Genomic DNA, 17,084 nt, shown 5'->3' with positions numbered 1-17,084 from the left:
GAGGCGTGGGACTGGTCGAGCGGCTGTGGGCGGCCGGGGAGATGCCCTTCCGTGACGGGCTCTACCGGTCGGACGACACCGGCGTGGAGGTCCACGTGGACGGCCCCGGGGCCTACCACCCGGACGCCGGGCAGCCGATCCCCTTCCGTCTCGGAGAGCCGCTCGACGTGGCCGAGGCCATCGAGGAAGTAGGCGTCACCGAGGCGTACCCCGCCTTCGAGAGCCCGCTGCCGGACGGAGCGGGACGGGTGTGCGGCGGGGGCAGCGGCATGGGCAACATCGGCTACCTCGCCCGTCTCGACGCCGACCGCTCCTTGAAATGGATCATCGTGATGTTCCGCTCCAACCCGTTCGTGGGCGTGCGCCACGACGGAGCGACCGCCGTCTTCACCAACGACTGGGGAAACCGGCTGGCCCTCGACCTCAGCGGACCGGTTCTTGCCCAGGGCGTCGTCCCTAAGGGTTCGTCCAGGCCGCGGGATCCGCGGCGAGAGCCGTGACCGTGGCGGGCAGCTCGGCACCCGCGACATCGGCGAGGGACACGCCGTCGAGGATCTGGCGGACATTCGCCCGCACCGCGATCCACAGCGGCAGCAAGGATTCCGCGGGCCCGCTGTAGGCCAGTTCCGGGGGGCGTACCCCGCGCACCGACACCAGGGGGCCCTCCACGACGCGGATGACGTCCGCGATGCTGATGCGGTCGGCGGGCCTGGCCAGGCGGTAGCCGCCGTTGCCGCCGCGCTGGCTGAGGACGAGACCGCCGCGCCGCATGTCGTTGAGGATGCCTTCGAGGAACTTGTGCGGGATCTCCTGGGCCTCCGCGATGGCCTCGGCCTTCAGCGGCCCGTCGTCCTGGCACGCGGCGAGTTGCAGCGCGGCACGTACCGCGTAGTCCGCCCTGGCTGAGATCCGCATGGCCGCATTATGCTGCACCGCCCCGTATGGCCCGCATCGCCCCTGATCCCGGGGAGGGCAAGGACCACTCGCGTCCGCGATGTCGGGCCCGTTGCAGGGTCGTGAAGCGGGCGGAGGATTCCTTGACCCTCCTTCCGACGGGCGCACATGCTCCTGGACATGACCGCGATGACCCCTCTCGTCCCGCGGCTCCACGTAGACCTGGGCCGCCTCGCCTCCGCGGCGTGTCGTCTGCGCGTGGCCTGACCGCCGCCTCCCTTTCAGCCGTTGCCGAAGCTGCCGCTGTGCCGCTTCCGCTTCCGCGCCGCTGCCCCGTGGCTTCCGCTCCGAGTACATCCAACGCTCGCCCCATCGAAGGGATCCCGACCCATGACCACGACCGCACCCGCAACAGAAGAGACCCTGAGCGCCTCGGCGTCCCCCACCGTCCAGAAAGTGGGCGGCCGTATCGGCGCGGTGATATCCGGAGTCCGCCTCGGCGGTGACCTGGACGAGGCCACGGTGGCCGCCGTGCGCGCCGCGCTCCTCGAGCACAAGGTCGTCTTCTTCCGCGACCAGCGGCACCTCGACGCGGAGAGCCACGAGGCCTTCGCCCGGCTGCTCGGCACCCCCGTCGCCCACCCCACCGTGCCGTCCGTGGACGGCCGTTATGCCCTCGGCATCGACAACGACCGCGGAGGCCGCGCCAACCAGTGGCACACCGACGTCACGTTCGTGCCCGCCTACCCGGCGTTCTCCATCCTCCGCGCCGAGGTCATCCCGCCGTACGGCGGCAACACCCTGTGGTCGAACACCGCCGCCGCGTACAAGGACCTGCCCGAGCCGCTGCGCGTCCTCGCCGACAGCGTGCGCGGCGTGCACACCAACGACTACGACTACGCGGCCACCCGTCCCGGCGCCTCCTCCGCGGCACTCGAACAGCACCGGAAGGTGTTCACCGCGGTCACGTTCCGGACCGAGCACCCCGTGGTCCGCGTCCACCCCGAGACCGGCGAACGCACGCTGATCCTGGGCAACTTCCTGCAGAAGCTCAGCGGGTTCAGGGCCGCCGACTCCCGAGCCCTGATCGGCGTACTCCAGTCGCACGTGGAGCGGCCGGAGAACACGGTCCGCTGGCAGTGGCGCGCGGGCGACGTCGCCATCTGGGACAACCGCGCGACGCAGCACTACGGGGTCGACGACTCCGACGACCACGAGCGGACGCTGCGCCGCGTGACCATCGACGGCGACGTGCCGGTCGGCGTCGACGGTCGCCGTTCGGTGCTGCTCGCCCCGGAGTCGGTGCCCGAGCCCGGCCACGGAATCGCATCCGGCGCATCGACGGACGGCGCGGTCGCGGAGCCCGAGCTTCCCGGTGTCCCCTTCGGCGACGATTCGGCACGCCTTCAATAAACCTGCACATCGAATGCGCAGCGCAGTCACGCCATTCGGCGAATACTCCACGTGCGGCGCTTGTGTATTGACCACAGAACTTTCGCTTTGGTGCGAGAGTGTCCGCTTTGGTGGAAGGAGTCCTTCCGCTCACGCGATTTCCTTCTGTGAATCTTGTGAAGGAGCTGCCCCCACGCGGTGAACATGCCTGCACGCAGCGGTGATTCGATGCCGCGAGCGCTGTGGAGCGCTGCTCCGTCGATTGGATGTACGACCTGCGAACGTGCTTTGATCCTGGCCACTGCGGAATTCGCACATCACGTTCCGCAGTGTTGGAAACACCTTTGCAACATTCATGAGAAGGGCAGCTCACACCATGAACTACACCCCCCAGGTCGAGACCCTCGAGATTTCCGACGCCGACCTCGACAACGTCTCCGGTGGCCTCGTCGCCGGTGTCGCGGGCAACGTCACGGACACCGTTGACTCCATCGCCCCGGTCTCGGGCGTCGTCGGCGGCGTCGTCGGCACCGTCGAGGGTGTCACCGGCCTCAACACCGGCGCCGTGACCGGCCTCGCCGGCGGTCTGACCGCTGGTCTCTGAGCCTCAGCTCACTGAGACGCCATGATTCGTGAGCCCCGGAACCACTGGTTCCGGGGCTCACGGACGCCACAGGCAAAGTAAGGGAAGCGTTCCGTGCAGTTCCGCCAACAGGCTCTGTCCAAGCTGCAGTCGCCCGAGGAACTCGACCTTCCGGTGCGCTACGCCCGACCCCAGGGCCTCCTCGTGCTCGCCGTCACCGTCGTCGTCATGGCCGCCGCCAGCATCTGGGCCGTGACCGGCTCGATCCCCTCCACACTCCGTGCACCCGGCATCCTCACCCACGGGCAGGGCAGTTACGTCCTGCAGAGCCCCGTCACCGGACAGGTGACGCGCGTCCTCGCCGAAGAGGGAAAGCGGGTCGCCGCGGGCGCTCCCGTGCTCAAAGTCCGTACGGACCAAGGCGACAAGGTCGTACGCTCCATCGCCGCGGGCCGCGTGACCACCCTGGTCGCCAGGATCGGCACCGTCGTCACCACCGGCGCCGACGTCGCCACCGTCGAGCGTGTCTCCGGCAACGACGACCCCCTCCTCGCGATGCTCTACGTACCCGCGGACAGCGCGGCCACCGTGCCCGTCGGCGCCTCGGTGGATCTCACGGTCCAGTCCGTGCCCACCGACGAGTACGGCATGCTGCGCGGCCGGGTGAAGGCGATCGGGCGCACCGCCCAGAGCGACCAGAAGATCAGCGGGTTCCTCGGCGACAAGGACCTGGCCGGGCAGTTCACCAAGGACGGGCCACCCGTGGCCGTCCTCGTCTCGCTTACACGCTCGTCGGCCACCGAATCCGGCTACCAGTGGTCGTCCGCCGAAGGCCCGCCCTTCGCGCTCGACTCCATGACCCTGGCCGACGGCGCCTTCCACCTCGCCGAGCAGCGCCCGATCGATTGGCTGCTTCCGTGACCGCACCGCCCCCCTCCCCGGCACACCAGCAGCAACTGCCGCCCCCCGGCGGCCGTCGCAGGCACCGCCCCGAGCCCCCGCAGCGAGGCCGCCGCCGCGCCGCGCCGCGCCCCGCGTCCAAGGGCAAGCGGCAGAAGACCGTCCGTACGCCCACCGTCCTGCAGATGGAAGCCGTCGAGTGCGGTGCCGCCGCGCTCGCCATGGTCCTCGCCCACTACGGACGGCACGTCCCGCTGGAAGAGCTGCGCATCGCGTGCGGCGTGTCCCGCGACGGCTCGCGGGCCAGCAACCTCCTGAAGGCGGCGCGCAGTTACGGCCTCACGGCCAAGGGCATGCAGATGGAACCGGCCGCCCTCGCCGAGGTGAAGGCGCCCGCGATCCTCTTCTGGGAGTTCAACCACTACGTCGTCTACGACGGCATGGGCCGCCGTCTCGGCCGACGCGGCGCGCACATCAACGACCCGGACAAGGGCCGCCGCTTCGTCCCCGCCGAAGACTTCGACACCAGCTTCACCGGCGTCGTCCTGGTCCTCGAGCCCGGCGAGAACTTCCGTCGCGGAGGCCGCAAGCCGGGCGTCATGCGTGCCCTGCCCGCGCGGCTGCGCGGCACCACGGGCACCATGCTCGCCGCGCTCTTCGCCAGCCTGCTGCTCGTCGCGGTCGGCGCGGCGCTGCCCGCGCTCAGCCGCACGTACATCGACCTGTTCCTGATCGGCGATCAGACGTCCCTGCTGGGTGCGCTGTTCGCGTCGATGGGCGCGATGGTGGCGCTCACCGTCGTCCTCACCTGGCTGCAACAGGCGAACCTGCTGCGCGGCCGCATCATCTCCTCCACGCTGAGCAGCGCCCGCTTCCTGCGTCACCTGCTACGTCTGCCCGTCACGTTCTACGCCCAGCGCAGCCCCGCCGACCTCGTCCAACGGCTCGCGTCGAACGACGCCGTCGCCGAGACGCTGGCCCGCGATCTCACGGCCGCGGGCGTCGACGGCATCGTCGTGCTCCTCTATGCCGCCCTGCTGTGGACGTACGATCCCCAGCTCACCCTCGTCGGTGTCGGCATCGCCCTGCTGAACATCGTCGCGATGCGCGTCGTCGTCCGACTGCGGGCCACCGGCACCCAGAAGCTGCGCGCCGACAGCGCCAAGCTCACCAACACCTCGTACACCGGCCTGCAGTTGATCGAGACGATGAAGGCCACCGGCGGCGAGAACGGCTACTTCCGGCGGTGGGCGGGCCAGCACGCCACCACCCTGGAGCAGCAGCAGCGCCTCGGCGTGCCCAGCGCCTGGCTCGGTGTCGTCGCGCCGACCCTCGCGACGCTCAACAGCGCGCTGATCCTGTGGATCGGCGGTCTGCGCGCGGTGGAAGGGCATCTCTCGATCGGTCTGCTCGTCGCCTTCCAGGCCCTGGTGACCCGCTTCACCGCGCCGATCACCCGCCTCAACGGCGTCGCGGGCCGCATCCAGGACTTCGGTGCCGACGTCGCCCGCCTCAAGGACGTCGAGAACTTCCCCGTCGACACCCTCTACTCCCGCCCCGAACCGGCCGCGAGCACCCGCCGCCTCAAGGGCCACGTCACGCTCGACGACATCACCTTCGGCTACAGCCCCCTCGACAAGCCGCTCCTGACCGGCTTCTCCCTCACGGTCGGCCCCGGCCAGCAGGTCGCGCTCGTCGGCGGCTCCGGCAGCGGCAAGTCGACCGTCTCGCGGCTGATATCGGGGCTCTACAGCCCCTGGGAGGGCACGATCCGCATCGACGGACAGCGCCTGGAGGACATTCCGCGCGGCGCGCTCGCCGCCTCCGTGTCCTTCGTCGACCAGGACGTCTTCCTCTTCGAGGGCACCATCCGCGACAACGTGGCTCTGTGGGACCCGTCCATCCCGGACGACGCCGTCGTCGCCGCCCTCAAGGACGCCTGCCTGTACGAGGTCGTGGCCCGCAGGCCCGGCGGCATCCACGGCCGCGTCGAGCAGGACGGCCGCAACTTCTCCGGCGGGCAGCGCCAGCGCCTGGAGATCGCGCGGGCCCTGGTGCGCCGCCCCAGCATCCTCGTGCTCGACGAGGTGACCAGCGCCCTGGACGCGGAGACCGAGCAGGTCATCATCGACAACCTGCGCCGCCGCGGCTGCGCCTGTGTCGTCATCGCCCACCGCCTGAGCACCGTGCGCGACAGCGACGAGATCGTCGTCCTGGACCACGGCTCGGTCGTGGAACGCGGACGTCACGAACACCTCGTCGCCGCCGGCGGAGCCTACGCCGACCTGGTCAAGGAGCACTGAGGTGACCTCGGTACCGGAGCAGCAGTACACCCAGGCCGCGTACAACGACGACGCGGTCGCCGCCGCCTTCGGAGCGCTCGGCACCCCCGCCGACTGCACGGGCCTGCGCAGCGTCCACCTCGAAGGCCCGCAGGTCCTGTGGCTCGTCGTGGCCGGCGCACTCGACCTGTTCGCCGTCGACGCCGTGCAGCAGGGCCACTGGCACTTCCTCGGCCGCCTCGAACCGGGCACCCTGCTGCTCGGGCCCGTCGAAGGCCCCCAGCACACCTTGGTCGGGCGCCCGCTCCAGGGCTGCGAGCTGCGCCGCATCCCGCTGCGCGAGCTCTACCGCCCCGACTACGGCGACACCTGGGCCTACGAGCAGCAGTACCCCAGTCAGTACGACACCCAGGACCAGGCCCTGAGCCTCCTGGAGCACGCCTTCGCGCTCGGCATCGGACGCAGCCACCGGGTCCTGTTCGAGGCGCCGCTCGACGGCCGCACCCTGGGCGACGACGTCGTGACCGACGACGACATCCTCTGGATGCCGGTCGCGCCGGGCAGTGTGCAGTACGGCTCCGCCTACAGCTCGGAGGCCGCGGGCGATCTGCTCGTCGACGCCGCCATGTGGCAGCGCATGGTCAACCAGCAGTACCGGCTGCTCTCGACCCTCGACCGCTGGATCGAACGCCTGGAGCGTGCCCACGAGGACCGCACGGCCGCCGGCATCAAGGCGGGCGAGACGGTCCGCGAGCAGGCCGACCGGACGCTGATCGCCTCCATCGGCCGCTCCGGCAGGGGCGGTGCGCGCCGCACCGCAGCGCGAGGCGGTGACGACGCGACGTACGCGGCCTGCCGTCTGGTCGCCGAGGCCGCGGGCATCAAGCTGTCGGGAGCCGCGGAGGGCGGTGCGGTCAGCGACCGGATCGACCCGGTGGAGCAGGTCGCGGTGGCCTCACGCATCCGCACCCGTGCCGTGCGGCTCGACGGGCGCTGGTGGCGCGAGAACACCGGCCCGCTGGTCGGGCACCGCGCGGCCAGCGGGCAGCCGGTCGCGCTGCTGTGGCGGCGCGGCGGCTACGAGTCCGTGCACCCCACGTCCGGCCGGCGCACGCGCGTCGACAAGACCAACGCGGAGGAGTTCGAGCCGCAGGGGGTGATGTTCTACCGGCCGCTGCCGGAGCGGACGCTGACGCCGTGGCGGCTCTTCCGCTTCAGCCTGCGGGGCACCGGCGGCGACGTGCGCAATCTGGCGATCGCCGGTCTGGTGACGGTCGCGATCGGGGCGCTCGTGCCGATCGCGACGGGACAGGTACTCGGTGTGTTCGTGCCGAACGGCGAGAAGAGCCTCATCGTCCAGGTGTCCCTGGCGGTGATGATCACGAGCATCGTCTCCGCGGCTTTCATGCTCCTCCAGAACCTCACCATCCTGCGGATGGAGGGCCGTATGGAGAGCGCCCTCCAACCGGCGGTCTGGGACCGCCTGTTGAACCTCCCCACCCGCTTCTTCGCCTCCCGCTCCACCGGTGAACTGGCGAGCGCGGCGATGGGAGTCAGCGCGATCCGCCGGGTCCTGTCGGGCATCGGTCCGGTGGCCCTCCAGGCAGGCACCATCGCCGCGATGAACATCGTCCTCCTGCTGCTCTACAGCGTCCCGCTGGCCCTGGCCGCACTGGCGATGCTGGCGGTCATCGCGGGCGTGTTCCTCACGCTTGGCCTGTGGGAACTGCGTTGGCAGCGCCGCCTGATAGAGCTCTCCAACAAGCTCAACAACCAGGCCTTCCAGACGCTGCGAGGCCTGCCCAAACTCCGGGTGGCCGGGGCGGAGAGCTTCGCGTACGCCGCATGGGCGGGGGAGTTCGCACGCAGCAGGGAGCTCCAGCAGCGCGCGGGCCGCATCAAGAACGTGACGACGGTCCTCAACTCCGTCTATCTGCCGCTCTGCACGCTCATCATGTTCATCCTCCTCGCGGGCCCGGCCCGCGGCAGCCTCACGGCGGGGGAGTTCCTCACCTTCAGCACGGCGGTGACGATGCTCCTGACGTCCGTCACGCAGCTGACCGGTGCGCTGATCTCGGCGGCCGGGGTGCTCCCGATGTTCGAGCAGATCAAGCCGGTGCTCGAAGAGGCGCCCGAGGTGCGCGGCGCGAGCACCCAGCCGGGCGAGCTGCAGGGCGAGATCGAGGCCCGGTCCCTGTCCTTCCGCTACGCGGACGACGGCCCCCTGGTCCTGGACGACGTGTCCCTGTCCATCCGCCCGGGCGAGTTCGTCGCGGTCGTCGGCCCCAGCGGCTGCGGCAAGTCGACACTGCTCCGCCTCCTGATCGGCTTCGACAAGCCGGTCTCCGGCAACGTCCTCTACGACGGCCAGGACCTCTCCGCCCTGGACCAGGCGGCCGTCCGCCGTCAGTGCGGCGTCGTCCTGCAGAACGCGCAGCCGCTCACCGGCTCGATCCTGGACTGCATCTGCGGCGCCGAGACGTTCACCCAGGAGGAGGCGTGGGAAGCCGCCGCGATGGCGGGCCTCGCCGAGGACATCAAACGCATGCCGATGGGCCTGCACACCATGATCTCCGGCGGCGGAGCGGTCTCCGGCGGCCAGCGCCAGCGCCTGATGATCGCCCAGGCCCTGATCCGCCGCCCCCGCGTCCTGTTCTTCGACGAGGCGACCAGCGCCCTGGACAACGAGACACAGCGCACGGTCATCGACAGCACCCGCGCCCTGAACGCCACCCGCATCGTGATCGCCCACCGCCTCTCCACGGTGATGGACGCCGACCGCGTCATCGTCATGTCGGAGGGCCGGGTCGTCCAACAGGGCCCCCCCGCGCAGCTGTTGGCGGACACGGGCGGACGGTTGCACGAGCTGGTGCGACGGCAGCTGAGCTGAGGCCACCGGGGCCTTTGGGCCCGTGGCTGTCTGCTCTCAGCTCCCGGCCGCGTACCGCCAGAAGTCCCGCATCAGGTCGGGGAAGCTGGGGCCGCCCATCTGGAGCTGGCTGAGCATGAGGGTGACCGTGCCGGTGGACGGGATGATGTGCGCCGTCGTGCCCGTGCCGCCGACCCAGCCGTAGCGGCCCGGTACGTTCCACGGTTCGACGACCTCGACGTCCACCGAGCCGCCGAAGCCCCAGCCCATCCCTTCGAGGAAGAGACCGGCGGACTCCCGCTCAGCGGTGGTGAGTTGATTGGTCGTCATCTGCCGTACCGAATCGGGTGTGAGCAGGCGGCGCCCGTCCGCCGCCCCCTCGGCGAGCAGCATCCGTCCGAAGGCGAGCCAGTCGTCGACGGTCGACACGAGGCCACCGGCGCCGGACGGGAAGGAGGGCAGGCTGCTCCACTGGCCGTCGGGAGCATCGAGCAGCTCCAGGCCGCTGCTGGGATCGCGTTCCGGCCCGGCCTCGGATCCGGCCGCGTAATAGCTGGTGAACCGGTCGAGCTTGCCGGGCGGCACCGCGAACCCGGTGTCGGTCATCCCCAGCGGCTCGAACACCCGCTCCGCGAGGAACTCGGGCAGCGAGGCCCCCGTGACCCGGGAGATCAGGACGCCCTGGAGGTCGGAGCTGAGGTTGTAGAGCCAGCCGTCACCGGGCTGGTGCAGGAGCGGGATCCGGGACAACGCGGCCATCCAGGCGTCCGGCGCAGGGACGGCCTGCGGCTGCGGCGGCCCCTGCTTCAGTTCGCTGAACAGCGGCGCGACCGCGGGCAGCGCGAAGTCGGACGGGAATCCGTAGCCCGTACGGGAGGCGAGCAGATGGAACACGGTGATGGGGCGGACCGCCGGGACCACGTCGTCCACCGGTGAGTCCGGAGTGCGGACGACGCTCGGCGACGCCAGCTCCGGGAGCCACTCCCGGACCGGGGCGTCCAGCGTGATCCGGCCCTCGTCGACCAGCATCATGACGGCCGCGGCGACGATGGGCTTGGTCAGCGACGCGATACGGAAGAGGGAGTCCCTGGCCATCGGTGCGGTGCCCTCGACATCGACGGACCCGACGGCCGCGACCTCCTCGCCCCGGTCACCGCGGGCCACCAGGCCCACCGCTCCCGCCACGGAGCTGTTGCTGACGTGCGTCTCCAGAGTCTTGCGCAGATCGGCCATGTCTCCACCATCTCAGCCCGGACCCGCCGGGTACGCGAAAGCCCGGTCTGCCGCGCCGTCGGCGTGGTGACACCGACGGCACGGCAGACCGGGTGGGGTGGCGTGGGGGAGCCACCCGCGCGGGGGATCAGCCCCTGATGTTCACATCGATGCAGGCGTAGAAGGCGTTGGCCGTGTCGGCGATGTTCCACACCGCGAGCACCTTCTGCTTGCCGCTGAGGCCGCCGAAGTCGACCTTGTGCGTGACGGTCTCGCCCGGCTGGGCGCCTCCGTCGTCGACCTCGGCGATCTTGTTGCCGCCCACGAAGTACTGCCACGTGCTGGTGCTGTGACGTGCCGTCAGCTTCCAGCTGAACTCCTGCGACGAACCGACATCGGTGGCCTTCCAGCCCTTACTGTCGTCGTCGAGGTCGGCGAACCGCGTGTTCCCACCGCTGCACGTCGTCTGCCCCTTGGGGCCTTCGACGCTCTGTGGTTCGTTCGTGATCTCTCCGCAGGACACGGTGCCTGCCGCGCACTGTGCCTGACGGCTCGGGGGTGAGGAGACGTAGCCGTGCGCGCTGGCCGGGGTGACGGAGGCCAGGACGAGCACGGGCGCGACTGCCGCGCCCAGAGCGGCTGCCAGTTTCTGCTTCTTGTTCATCTCTGTTCCCTCTGAGTGGGGGGATGAGGGGCAAGAGACAACCGGGCGCCTCGGTCGACTCATTGGCCTAGACCATACTGGTTGTCAGGGCTCAGTCAACCCTTCAAGTAATGCCCGTGGTGCGGAAGTTACGGCTGGGGCTAGGCGGCGAAGCCCAGGGCCAGGGCGCCGACCACCGGCGCCGCGTACAGCAGGGGGAACGGAATGTGCGCGTACCAACGGGCCCGGATCACAGTGATGACGGCGCCGGTGAAGTACAGCGCGAGGCCGATCCCGGAGACGGCGCCGACGGCCGGTACGAGCAGTCCGACCAGTAGGCCCGCCGCCCCCGCGGCCTTGGCCGCGCCGAGCCAGGGCAGCCACGAGAAGGGGACGCCGTAGTCGGCCATGGGCTCCACGACCCACTTGGCGCGCAGGAACACGGAGACGGCCGAGAAGCCCACCATGACGGCGGCCAGGACGGTGACGACAACGTAGGCGGTGGACATCAGGAATGCTCCCATCGGGCGGGTGCCGGGCCGGACTTGCTCCGGCCGGGCTCTCTGCTTGCTTCACTGCTCTGACGGGCCGCGGAGCGGGAATGTGACCGATGGGCGCCGATCGAGGTGTGACCTGGGACACGCATGGCCGAGGGTGCCTCTGGACAAGACGCTGGGACATGTAGCCGAGACAGAAGGCTATTCTGCGGCTCATTCGATCTCCCTAGAGTTGAGGGCATCAACCGGACGAGATCCAGGAGAAGTACCGTGCGCGCAGTCATCCAGCAGTCCATCGGCGGCCCCGAGGTCCTCGAGGTCGTGGAGGCCGAACGGCCGAATCCGCAGGCCGGCGAGGTCCTCGTCAAGGTCCACGCCAGTGCCGTCAACCCGGTCGACGTGGCCGTCAGGTCCGGCGCCCTGCCGCTGCTCGGCGAGCCCCCGTTCGGCGTGGGCTGGGACATCTCCGGCGTGGTCGAGGAGGCGGGCGCCGACGCCGGGTTCGCGGTGGGCGACGAGGTGTACGGCATGCCGCACTTCCCCCGCGCCGCCACCGGGTACGCCGACTACGTCGTCGCGCCCTCCGGCCAGCTGGCCCGCAAGCCCGCCTCGCTCGACCACGTGCACGCCGCGGCCGTGCCCCTCGCGGCGCTCACCGCCTGGCAGGGCCTGGTGGGGGCGGCGGACGTCAAGGAGGGCGACCGCGTGCTGATCCAGCGGGCCGCCGGTGGCGTCGGCCACTTCGCGGTGCAGATCGCGAAGGCGCGAGGCGCCCATGTGATCGCGATAGCCAGCGCGGCCCGCCACGATTTCGTACGCGGCCTCGGCGCCGACGAGATCATCGACTACCGCACCACCGACTTCACCGAGGCCGTCAAGGGCGTGGACGTGTTCCTCGACTCCACGGCCCAGGGCGACCTCTCACTCGGCGTGGTGCGCCCCGGCGGCGTACTCATCAGCATCCTGGAACACCACGACAAGGAGCTCGCCGCGCGCGTCGAGGCCGCCGGCCGGCGCTTCGCCGGAGTCATGGTCGAACCGGACGCCACCGGTCTCGCAGCCGTCGCGGAACTGATCGACGCGGGCCGTGTCCGCCCCTTCGTCGAGGAGACGTTCCCGCTGGAGGAGGCCGGAAAGGCACACGAGCTGGTCGCCTCGGGACACGTACAAGGCAAGATTGTCCTGACGGTCTGAACAGGACGGTCTGAACAGGACGGTCCGCACAGGACGACCGCGACGGGCGGCACCAGGAAGGGCGAGGCCGGATGGACATCCTCACCGAGGCACTGGCCTCGATGCGCACCGGACATCCGGCGTCCGTACGGACAAACGGCCGCGCCCCCTGGGGCCTGCGGCTGCCGCCCGTCGCGGGCGCCGGGTTCCACGTGGTGCTCTACGGCACCTGCTGGCTGGTCCCGCTGCCCGAAACGTCCCCGCACCTGGAGCCGATTCCGCTGAACCCCGGGGATGTGATCTTCCTGCGTGACGGGCGGGGCCACATCCTCGCCGACCAGCCCTCCACCCCGGCCGAGGAGCTCAAGGACGAGCAGCTCCACGGGGGTTCACCGATCGGCTCGGTCACGCTCGGCGGCGAGGGCGCCGAGACCAGCCTGCTGTGCGGCAACTACCACCTGGACCAGGGCCGCCCGCACCCCCTGGTGCGCCAGCTGCCCGAGGTGATCCACCTGCCGACGCGGCACGGCCGCCACCCGGAGCTCAGCGCTGCCGTCCAGCTCCTCGGCTCCGAGCTGGAGAACCCGCGTATCGGCTCCGACGGCATCGTGCCCACCCTGATCGACTCGCTGCTGCTCTACATCCTGCGGGCCTGGCTGGACGATCAGCCGCCGGCCGCCGCTCAGGGCTGGGCGGCGGCTCTGGGCGACTCGGCGGTCGCGCCCGCCCTGACGGCCATGCACGACGACCCCGCGGCCTCCTGGACGGTCGAGTCCCTGGCGGCGCGGGCCGGACTGTCCCGCGCCGCGTTCGCCCGGCGGTTCGCGATGCTGGTCGGCGAGCCGCCGATGGCGTACCTGACCCGGTGGCGCATGACGACCGCCGCCCGCATGCTGCGGGAGTCCGACGCCCCGCTGACCACGGTCGCCGCCCGTACCGGATACGGCTCGGAGTTCGCCTTCGCCAAGGCCTTCAAGCGCGAGTACGGCCTGGCGCCGGGCGGCTACCGCCGCCAGAGCAGGGCGGCCTAGGCTGCCCCGCCCCAGCGGTCACTCCCGTCGGCCCGGCGTCAGCCGAACTGGCCGGGCCGGTAGTCCCCGGCGGGCTGCTGGACGATGACGTTGAAGCGGTTGGCCGCGTTGATGAGGGAGATGAGTGACACCAGGGCGGCGAGCTGCTCCTCGTCGTAGTGCTTGGCGGCGTTCGCCCACACCTCGTCCGGTACGCCACCGGCCGCGTCCGCGATCCGCGTGCCCTGCTCGGTCAGTTCCAGGGCGGCGCGCTCGGCCTCGGTGAACACCGTGGCCTCCCGCCAGGCGGCGACCAGGGCGAGGCGCACCGGCGTTTCCCCGGCGTGCGCGGCGTCCTTGCTGTGCATGTCGGTGCAGAAACCGCAGCCGTTGATCTGGCTCGCCCGGAGCATCACCAGATCCTGGGTCGTGGACGGCAGAGTCGACTCCGAGAGGATCGTCTTGCTCGCGGACGCGAAGTGCTTCAGGGTCTTGGCCGCGAAGGGAATGGCGACGAGATTCAAGCGGGCTTCCATGGTGAACTCCTTGCCGTTGCCGGTGGTTGCACCTCCTATACGCGGCGGCCCGGCGCGATACGACAGCAAAGATTGTGACGCCCGTCACTTCGTCGTGCGGAGGCGCTCAGATGGCCACGGCGACGGCCGCCGTCACCCCGACCACCACGATGAGCCCGCGCAGCACGGCGGGTGAGAGGCGGCGGCCCACCCGCGCACCGATCAGACCGCCCGCGGTCGAGCCGAGGGCGATCACGCCCGCCACCGTCCAGTCGACCGTCGTCACGGCGATGAAGACGACCGCGGCGACGCCGTTCACGATGGACGCGAGGACGTTCTTGACGGCGTTCAGGCGCTGCAGGTCATCACGGAGGAACGACCCGAACAGGCCCATGAGCAGCACCCCTTGGGCCGCCCCGAAGTAGCCGCCGTAGACGCCGGTGACCATGACGCCGGCCCACAGCGGAGCGCCGCCGTTCGCACGGCCGCGCGCGTCGCGCCGCGCGAGCCACTTCTGGATGCGGGGCTGCAGCAGCACCAGAGCGCAGGCGAGCAGGATGAGCACCGGCACCGCGGCGCGGAACGTGTCGGCGGACAGCTTCAGGAGCAGGACCGCTCCCGCGACACCGCCCAGGAGCGAGGCGAGGCCGAGCCTGATGAGACGGCGCCGCTGGCCCTTGAGCTCGGCGCGGTATCCGTACGCCGCGCTGATCACGCCCGGGACGAGGCCGATGGTGTTGGAGACGTTGGCCAGCACGGGCGGGTACCCGAAGGCGAGCAGGGTGGGGAAGGTGATCAGGGTGCCGGAGCCGACCACCGCGTTGATGCCGCCTGCCGCGACGGCCGCGGCGGCTATGGCCACTGTCTCGAGTGCCTGCATGGAGCGCCCTTCCCGGGACGGTCGGCGTACCGGAGTGCGGGCAGCCCGGGACGGAGAAGTCTGGTGCGGAGCCGACGGGTCGGCACCCGGCACGGTCCGTCCGTCCTCCGGAAGACGCAGGAACCGGGCCGGGTTGCCGCCCTGGGCCCGGAAAGATCGTCCCGCTCCCCCAACACCCAAGTCAATCCTCGGGTTTCCTTGCAGACCCCCAAGCTGTAGCTTCACTGTCCATGACTCTCGATGACCTGCGCGTCTTCGTCGCCGTCTGCCGGACGGGCAGCCTCAGCGCCGTCGCCCGCGACCTCTCCTGTACGCAGCCCGCGGTCAGCCAGCACATCAGGCGCCTGGAGCGCGAGCTGGGGCTCAGCCTGCTCGAACGCCACCCGCGCGGGGTCGTCCCCACACCGGCCGGACTGCTCCTGCAGAACGCGGCGGCCGGTGGCCTCGGCGACATCGATCACGCCCTGCGGCGGCTGAGCGACCTGGTGCGCGGCGAGGCCGGATCGGTGCGGATCACCACAGGCGCGACCACGGTGCGGCACTTCATGTCCGACGCGATCGTCGCCTTCCGCCGCCGCCATCCCCAGGTGAGCCTCGAATTCGAGACCGCGCATTCCAGCCGCAGTTGTTTCGACGCCCTCATCGCGGGCGGCCTCGACCTGGCCTGGATCACCCTCGGTACCCCGGTCAAGGGCATCGAGCAACGCCCCGTCATCGAACTCCCGTGGGTCCTGGCCGTCCACCGCGAGGACCCCCTCGCCACGAAGCCGCTGATCGCCACCGCCGACCTGGCCGGCATCCAGCTCATCGGGCTCCCGGAGAGCACGACATCCCGTGCGCGCCTGGACGCCTGGTTCACCGAGCGCGGCATCAGTCCGGCCTCCGACACCAGCGTCGCCGACTGGGACACCGCCCTCCTGCTCGCCGAACTCGGCCTGGGCCACGCGATCGTGCCCGACCTGCCGGGCTGGCGCGGGCCCGGCCACCCCGACCTGCGCCTGATCCCCATCCCGGACCTGCCCACCCTGTGGACCGGCTGGGCCGTACGCCGCTGGGACGCGCTGTCGCCCCTGGCCAAGGCCTTCGCCGACACGGTGAGCCACAACTGTCCGGGAGCACGCGTCCCCCAACAGGCGTCGGAGGAGTCAGAGAAGAGGGAAGAGATTGTCAGTGGCCGTCTGTAGCGTTCAGTAAGTGGCCGACTACGACACGAGGCAGATCTTGGGGTCACCACGAAGGGGGAGTGTCATGGGTGTTGTCGAGGGTGACGGCTGGGAGGGTTTCGGCTGGGAAGGCTGGCGCGACCTCGCGCTGGTCCGTGACCGCCTGGAGCGCGGGGCCGACCCTCATGTGCGGGGCAGCGGCCGCCCCCTGCACCAGGCGGCCGTGTTCGGCTCACCGGAAGTGGTCGCCGAGCTGGCCCGCCGCGTCGATGACGTCGACGCGGAGGAGGAGGGCCGCACCGCCCTCTGGTCCGCGGTCCTTGCGGACCGCGCGGACAACGCCCGTGTGCTGGCCGCCGCCGGCGCCGACCCGTGGCGGATCGTGTTGGCGGACTGGTCGCCGGGCCGGCTCAGCCTGGCGGGCCCTACCCCGGGCCTCTTCTTCGTTCCGGCCGGTGAGCGCGGCCTGACCCCGGCGGAGTCGGCCGCCGAGACCGAGGCCAGACGGCTGACCGCGGCCCTCGGTGACCTCCACGACGACGGCATGGGCCTGGCCTTCGTGGCCGGGATCGACGCGGCCCGGGCCGCGCGCCGCCTGGGGGCGGAGCCCTACGAAGACCCCGAGCTGGACGAACTCCTGGAGGACCCCTCGTCGTACGACATGGATGAGTCCCTGCGGATCGTCGGAGCCACCGATGTACCGGGCGGTTGCATCATCACCCAGCCGTGGGGCTATGCCCCGTCGATGCCCGGTGTGGTGCGCCTGCTCTCCGCGGGCACCGTCTGTTACGGCCTCTATGCCCATCCCAAGAGCGGAGACCAAGGCAGCATCACCCGCGATGGAGTCATAGTGGGCTGGGACCTGCACCCGGGAGGCGGCCCCGACGAGGGCGACTCCTCGGCGGAGGTCCTCGCCTCCTACCTCTACCGCCACAACGCCATCGCCTACTCCTGCGCCTACGTGGGGCTGAGGCCGGCCGACCCCCGCGCCGTCACCGGTCCGCCCGACCTCTGGCTCAAGCTGCCCCGGCACGTCTACGAGGACTGAGCGGCCCGGCCGCCACGCATCGG

The 17,084-nt window shown here is 70.8% G+C and carries 17 protein-coding genes; 11 read left to right on the top strand and 6 right to left on the bottom strand.

Annotation, left to right across the window (positions count from 1 at the left end; translation table 11 throughout):
* Window positions 1-5 precede the first annotated feature (5 nt).
* Complete coding sequence (locus AB0E78_RS12365) at window positions 6-500, top strand: hypothetical protein (RefSeq protein ID WP_361831117.1); 495 nt, start codon at window positions 6-8, stop codon at window positions 498-500.
* Here AB0E78_RS12365 and AB0E78_RS12360 read toward each other — a convergent pair.
* The gene (locus tag AB0E78_RS12360) at window positions 457-915 is read right to left on the bottom strand and encodes an Rrf2 family transcriptional regulator (RefSeq protein ID WP_361831114.1); all 459 of its coding nucleotides are present in this window, start codon (window positions 913-915) and stop codon (window positions 457-459) included. The two genes, AB0E78_RS12365 and AB0E78_RS12360, sit on opposite strands and share 44 nt — an antisense overlap.
* 147 nt (window positions 916-1,062) lie before the next feature.
* Here AB0E78_RS12360 and AB0E78_RS12355 point away from each other — a divergent pair, with 147 nt between their 5' ends.
* The 6 genes from AB0E78_RS12355 to AB0E78_RS12330 all read left to right on the top strand — a co-directional run bounded on the left by AB0E78_RS12355 (window position 1,063) and on the right by AB0E78_RS12330 (window position 8,941).
* A complete protein-coding gene (locus AB0E78_RS12355; RefSeq protein WP_361831111.1) occupies window positions 1,063-1,161 on the top strand; it encodes a putative leader peptide in 99 nt (32 codons plus the stop codon).
* A gap of 123 nt (window positions 1,162-1,284) precedes the next feature.
* On the top strand, window positions 1,285-2,307 hold the full coding sequence (locus tag AB0E78_RS12350) for a TauD/TfdA family dioxygenase (RefSeq protein ID WP_361831108.1): 1,023 nt from the start codon (window positions 1,285-1,287) through the stop codon (window positions 2,305-2,307).
* A gap of 355 nt (window positions 2,308-2,662) precedes the next feature.
* Entirely contained in the window at window positions 2,663-2,890 is a 228-nt protein-coding gene (locus AB0E78_RS12345) for a type A2 lantipeptide (RefSeq protein ID WP_361040187.1), read from the top strand.
* A gap of 93 nt (window positions 2,891-2,983) precedes the next feature.
* On the top strand, window positions 2,984-3,790 hold the full coding sequence (locus AB0E78_RS12340) for an HlyD family efflux transporter periplasmic adaptor subunit (RefSeq protein ID WP_361831105.1): 807 nt from the start codon (window positions 2,984-2,986) through the stop codon (window positions 3,788-3,790).
* Complete coding sequence (locus AB0E78_RS12335) at window positions 3,787-6,072, top strand: NHLP family bacteriocin export ABC transporter peptidase/permease/ATPase subunit (protein WP_361831102.1); 2,286 nt, start codon at window positions 3,787-3,789, stop codon at window positions 6,070-6,072. The genes AB0E78_RS12340 and AB0E78_RS12335 overlap by 4 nt, the downstream gene beginning before the upstream one ends.
* Window position 6,073: 1 nt before the next feature.
* Window positions 6,074-8,941 carry an NHLP bacteriocin export ABC transporter permease/ATPase subunit gene (locus AB0E78_RS12330; RefSeq protein WP_361831099.1) on the top strand — a complete coding sequence of 956 codons (2,868 nt, stop codon included), beginning with the start codon at window positions 6,074-6,076 and terminating at the stop codon, window positions 8,939-8,941.
* Window positions 8,942-8,977: 36 nt separating this feature from the next.
* Here AB0E78_RS12330 and AB0E78_RS12325 read toward each other — a convergent pair whose 3' ends face one another.
* The 3 genes from AB0E78_RS12325 to AB0E78_RS12315 all read right to left on the bottom strand — a co-directional run bounded on the left by AB0E78_RS12325 (window position 8,978) and on the right by AB0E78_RS12315 (window position 11,284).
* Window positions 8,978-10,153, bottom strand: a complete 1,176-nt coding sequence (locus tag AB0E78_RS12325; protein WP_361831097.1) for a serine hydrolase domain-containing protein — start codon at window positions 10,151-10,153, stop codon at window positions 8,978-8,980.
* A gap of 127 nt (window positions 10,154-10,280) precedes the next feature.
* A complete protein-coding gene (locus tag AB0E78_RS12320; protein ID WP_361831095.1) occupies window positions 10,281-10,796 on the bottom strand; it encodes a lytic polysaccharide monooxygenase auxiliary activity family 9 protein in 516 nt (171 codons plus the stop codon).
* 140 nt (window positions 10,797-10,936) lie between these two features.
* A complete protein-coding gene (locus AB0E78_RS12315; protein ID WP_361831092.1) occupies window positions 10,937-11,284 on the bottom strand; it encodes a DoxX family protein in 348 nt (115 codons plus the stop codon).
* Window positions 11,285-11,542: 258 nt separating this feature from the next.
* Here AB0E78_RS12315 and AB0E78_RS12310 point away from each other — a divergent pair, with 258 nt between their 5' ends.
* Window positions 11,543-12,466, top strand: a complete 924-nt coding sequence (locus AB0E78_RS12310) for an NADP-dependent oxidoreductase (protein WP_361831089.1) — start codon at window positions 11,543-11,545, stop codon at window positions 12,464-12,466.
* Between the two features lie 71 nt (window positions 12,467-12,537).
* Window positions 12,538-13,476 (top strand): AraC family transcriptional regulator, encoded by a 939-nt coding sequence (locus AB0E78_RS12305; RefSeq protein ID WP_361831087.1) that lies wholly within the window; start codon window positions 12,538-12,540, stop codon window positions 13,474-13,476.
* A 38-nt stretch (window positions 13,477-13,514) separates the two neighbouring features.
* On the opposite strand, the gene AB0E78_RS12300 is transcribed toward AB0E78_RS12305, so the two are convergent.
* Window positions 13,515-13,991, bottom strand: coding sequence for a carboxymuconolactone decarboxylase family protein (locus AB0E78_RS12300; RefSeq protein WP_361831084.1), 477 nt, complete (start codon window positions 13,989-13,991; stop codon window positions 13,515-13,517).
* A 106-nt stretch (window positions 13,992-14,097) separates the two neighbouring features.
* Window positions 14,098-14,850 carry a sulfite exporter TauE/SafE family protein gene (locus AB0E78_RS12295; RefSeq protein WP_361831081.1) on the bottom strand — a complete coding sequence of 251 codons (753 nt, stop codon included), beginning with the start codon at window positions 14,848-14,850 and terminating at the stop codon, window positions 14,098-14,100.
* Window positions 14,851-15,080: 230 nt separating this feature from the next.
* Between AB0E78_RS12295 and AB0E78_RS12290 the strand changes: the two genes are divergently transcribed.
* Both AB0E78_RS12290 and AB0E78_RS12285 read left to right on the top strand, forming a co-directional pair.
* Window positions 15,081-16,034, top strand: coding sequence for a LysR family transcriptional regulator (locus AB0E78_RS12290; RefSeq protein ID WP_361831078.1), 954 nt, complete (start codon window positions 15,081-15,083; stop codon window positions 16,032-16,034).
* Between the two features lie 64 nt (window positions 16,035-16,098).
* A complete protein-coding gene (locus AB0E78_RS12285; RefSeq protein WP_361831075.1) occupies window positions 16,099-17,061 on the top strand; it encodes an ankyrin repeat domain-containing protein in 963 nt (320 codons plus the stop codon).
* Window positions 17,062-17,084 lie beyond the last annotated feature (23 nt).

Origin of the sequence: Streptomyces sp. NPDC032198 (assembly GCF_040636975.1) — a bacterium.
In the GTDB taxonomy this organism is placed as follows: Bacteria; Actinomycetota; Actinomycetes; order Streptomycetales; family Streptomycetaceae; genus Streptomyces.
The sequence above is the reverse complement of the archived record's forward strand: the minus strand, read 5'-3'. Positions and strand labels throughout refer to the sequence as shown.

Coding starts and splice junctions, on each gene's coding strand:
- AB0E78_RS12300 (WP_361831084.1), bottom strand. CDS start 13,991: ATGGAAGCCCGCTTGAATCTCGTCGCCATTCCCTTCGCGGCCAAGACC.
- AB0E78_RS12350 (WP_361831108.1), top strand. CDS start 1,285: ATGACCACGACCGCACCCGCAACAGAAGAGACCCTGAGCGCCTCGGCG.
- AB0E78_RS12305 (WP_361831087.1), top strand. CDS start 12,538: ATGGACATCCTCACCGAGGCACTGGCCTCGATGCGCACCGGACATCCG.
- AB0E78_RS12285 (WP_361831075.1), top strand. CDS start 16,099: ATGGGTGTTGTCGAGGGTGACGGCTGGGAGGGTTTCGGCTGGGAAGGC.
- AB0E78_RS12315 (WP_361831092.1), bottom strand. CDS start 11,284: ATGTCCACCGCCTACGTTGTCGTCACCGTCCTGGCCGCCGTCATGGTG.
- AB0E78_RS12325 (WP_361831097.1), bottom strand. CDS start 10,153: ATGGCCGATCTGCGCAAGACTCTGGAGACGCACGTCAGCAACAGCTCC.
- AB0E78_RS12355 (WP_361831111.1), top strand. CDS start 1,063: ATGCTCCTGGACATGACCGCGATGACCCCTCTCGTCCCGCGGCTCCAC.
- AB0E78_RS12320 (WP_361831095.1), bottom strand. CDS start 10,796: ATGAACAAGAAGCAGAAACTGGCAGCCGCTCTGGGCGCGGCAGTCGCG.
- AB0E78_RS12360 (WP_361831114.1), bottom strand. CDS start 915: ATGCGGATCTCAGCCAGGGCGGACTACGCGGTACGTGCCGCGCTGCAA.
- AB0E78_RS12290 (WP_361831078.1), top strand. CDS start 15,081: ATGACTCTCGATGACCTGCGCGTCTTCGTCGCCGTCTGCCGGACGGGC.
- AB0E78_RS12345 (WP_361040187.1), top strand. CDS start 2,663: ATGAACTACACCCCCCAGGTCGAGACCCTCGAGATTTCCGACGCCGAC.
- AB0E78_RS12295 (WP_361831081.1), bottom strand. CDS start 14,850: ATGCAGGCACTCGAGACAGTGGCCATAGCCGCCGCGGCCGTCGCGGCA.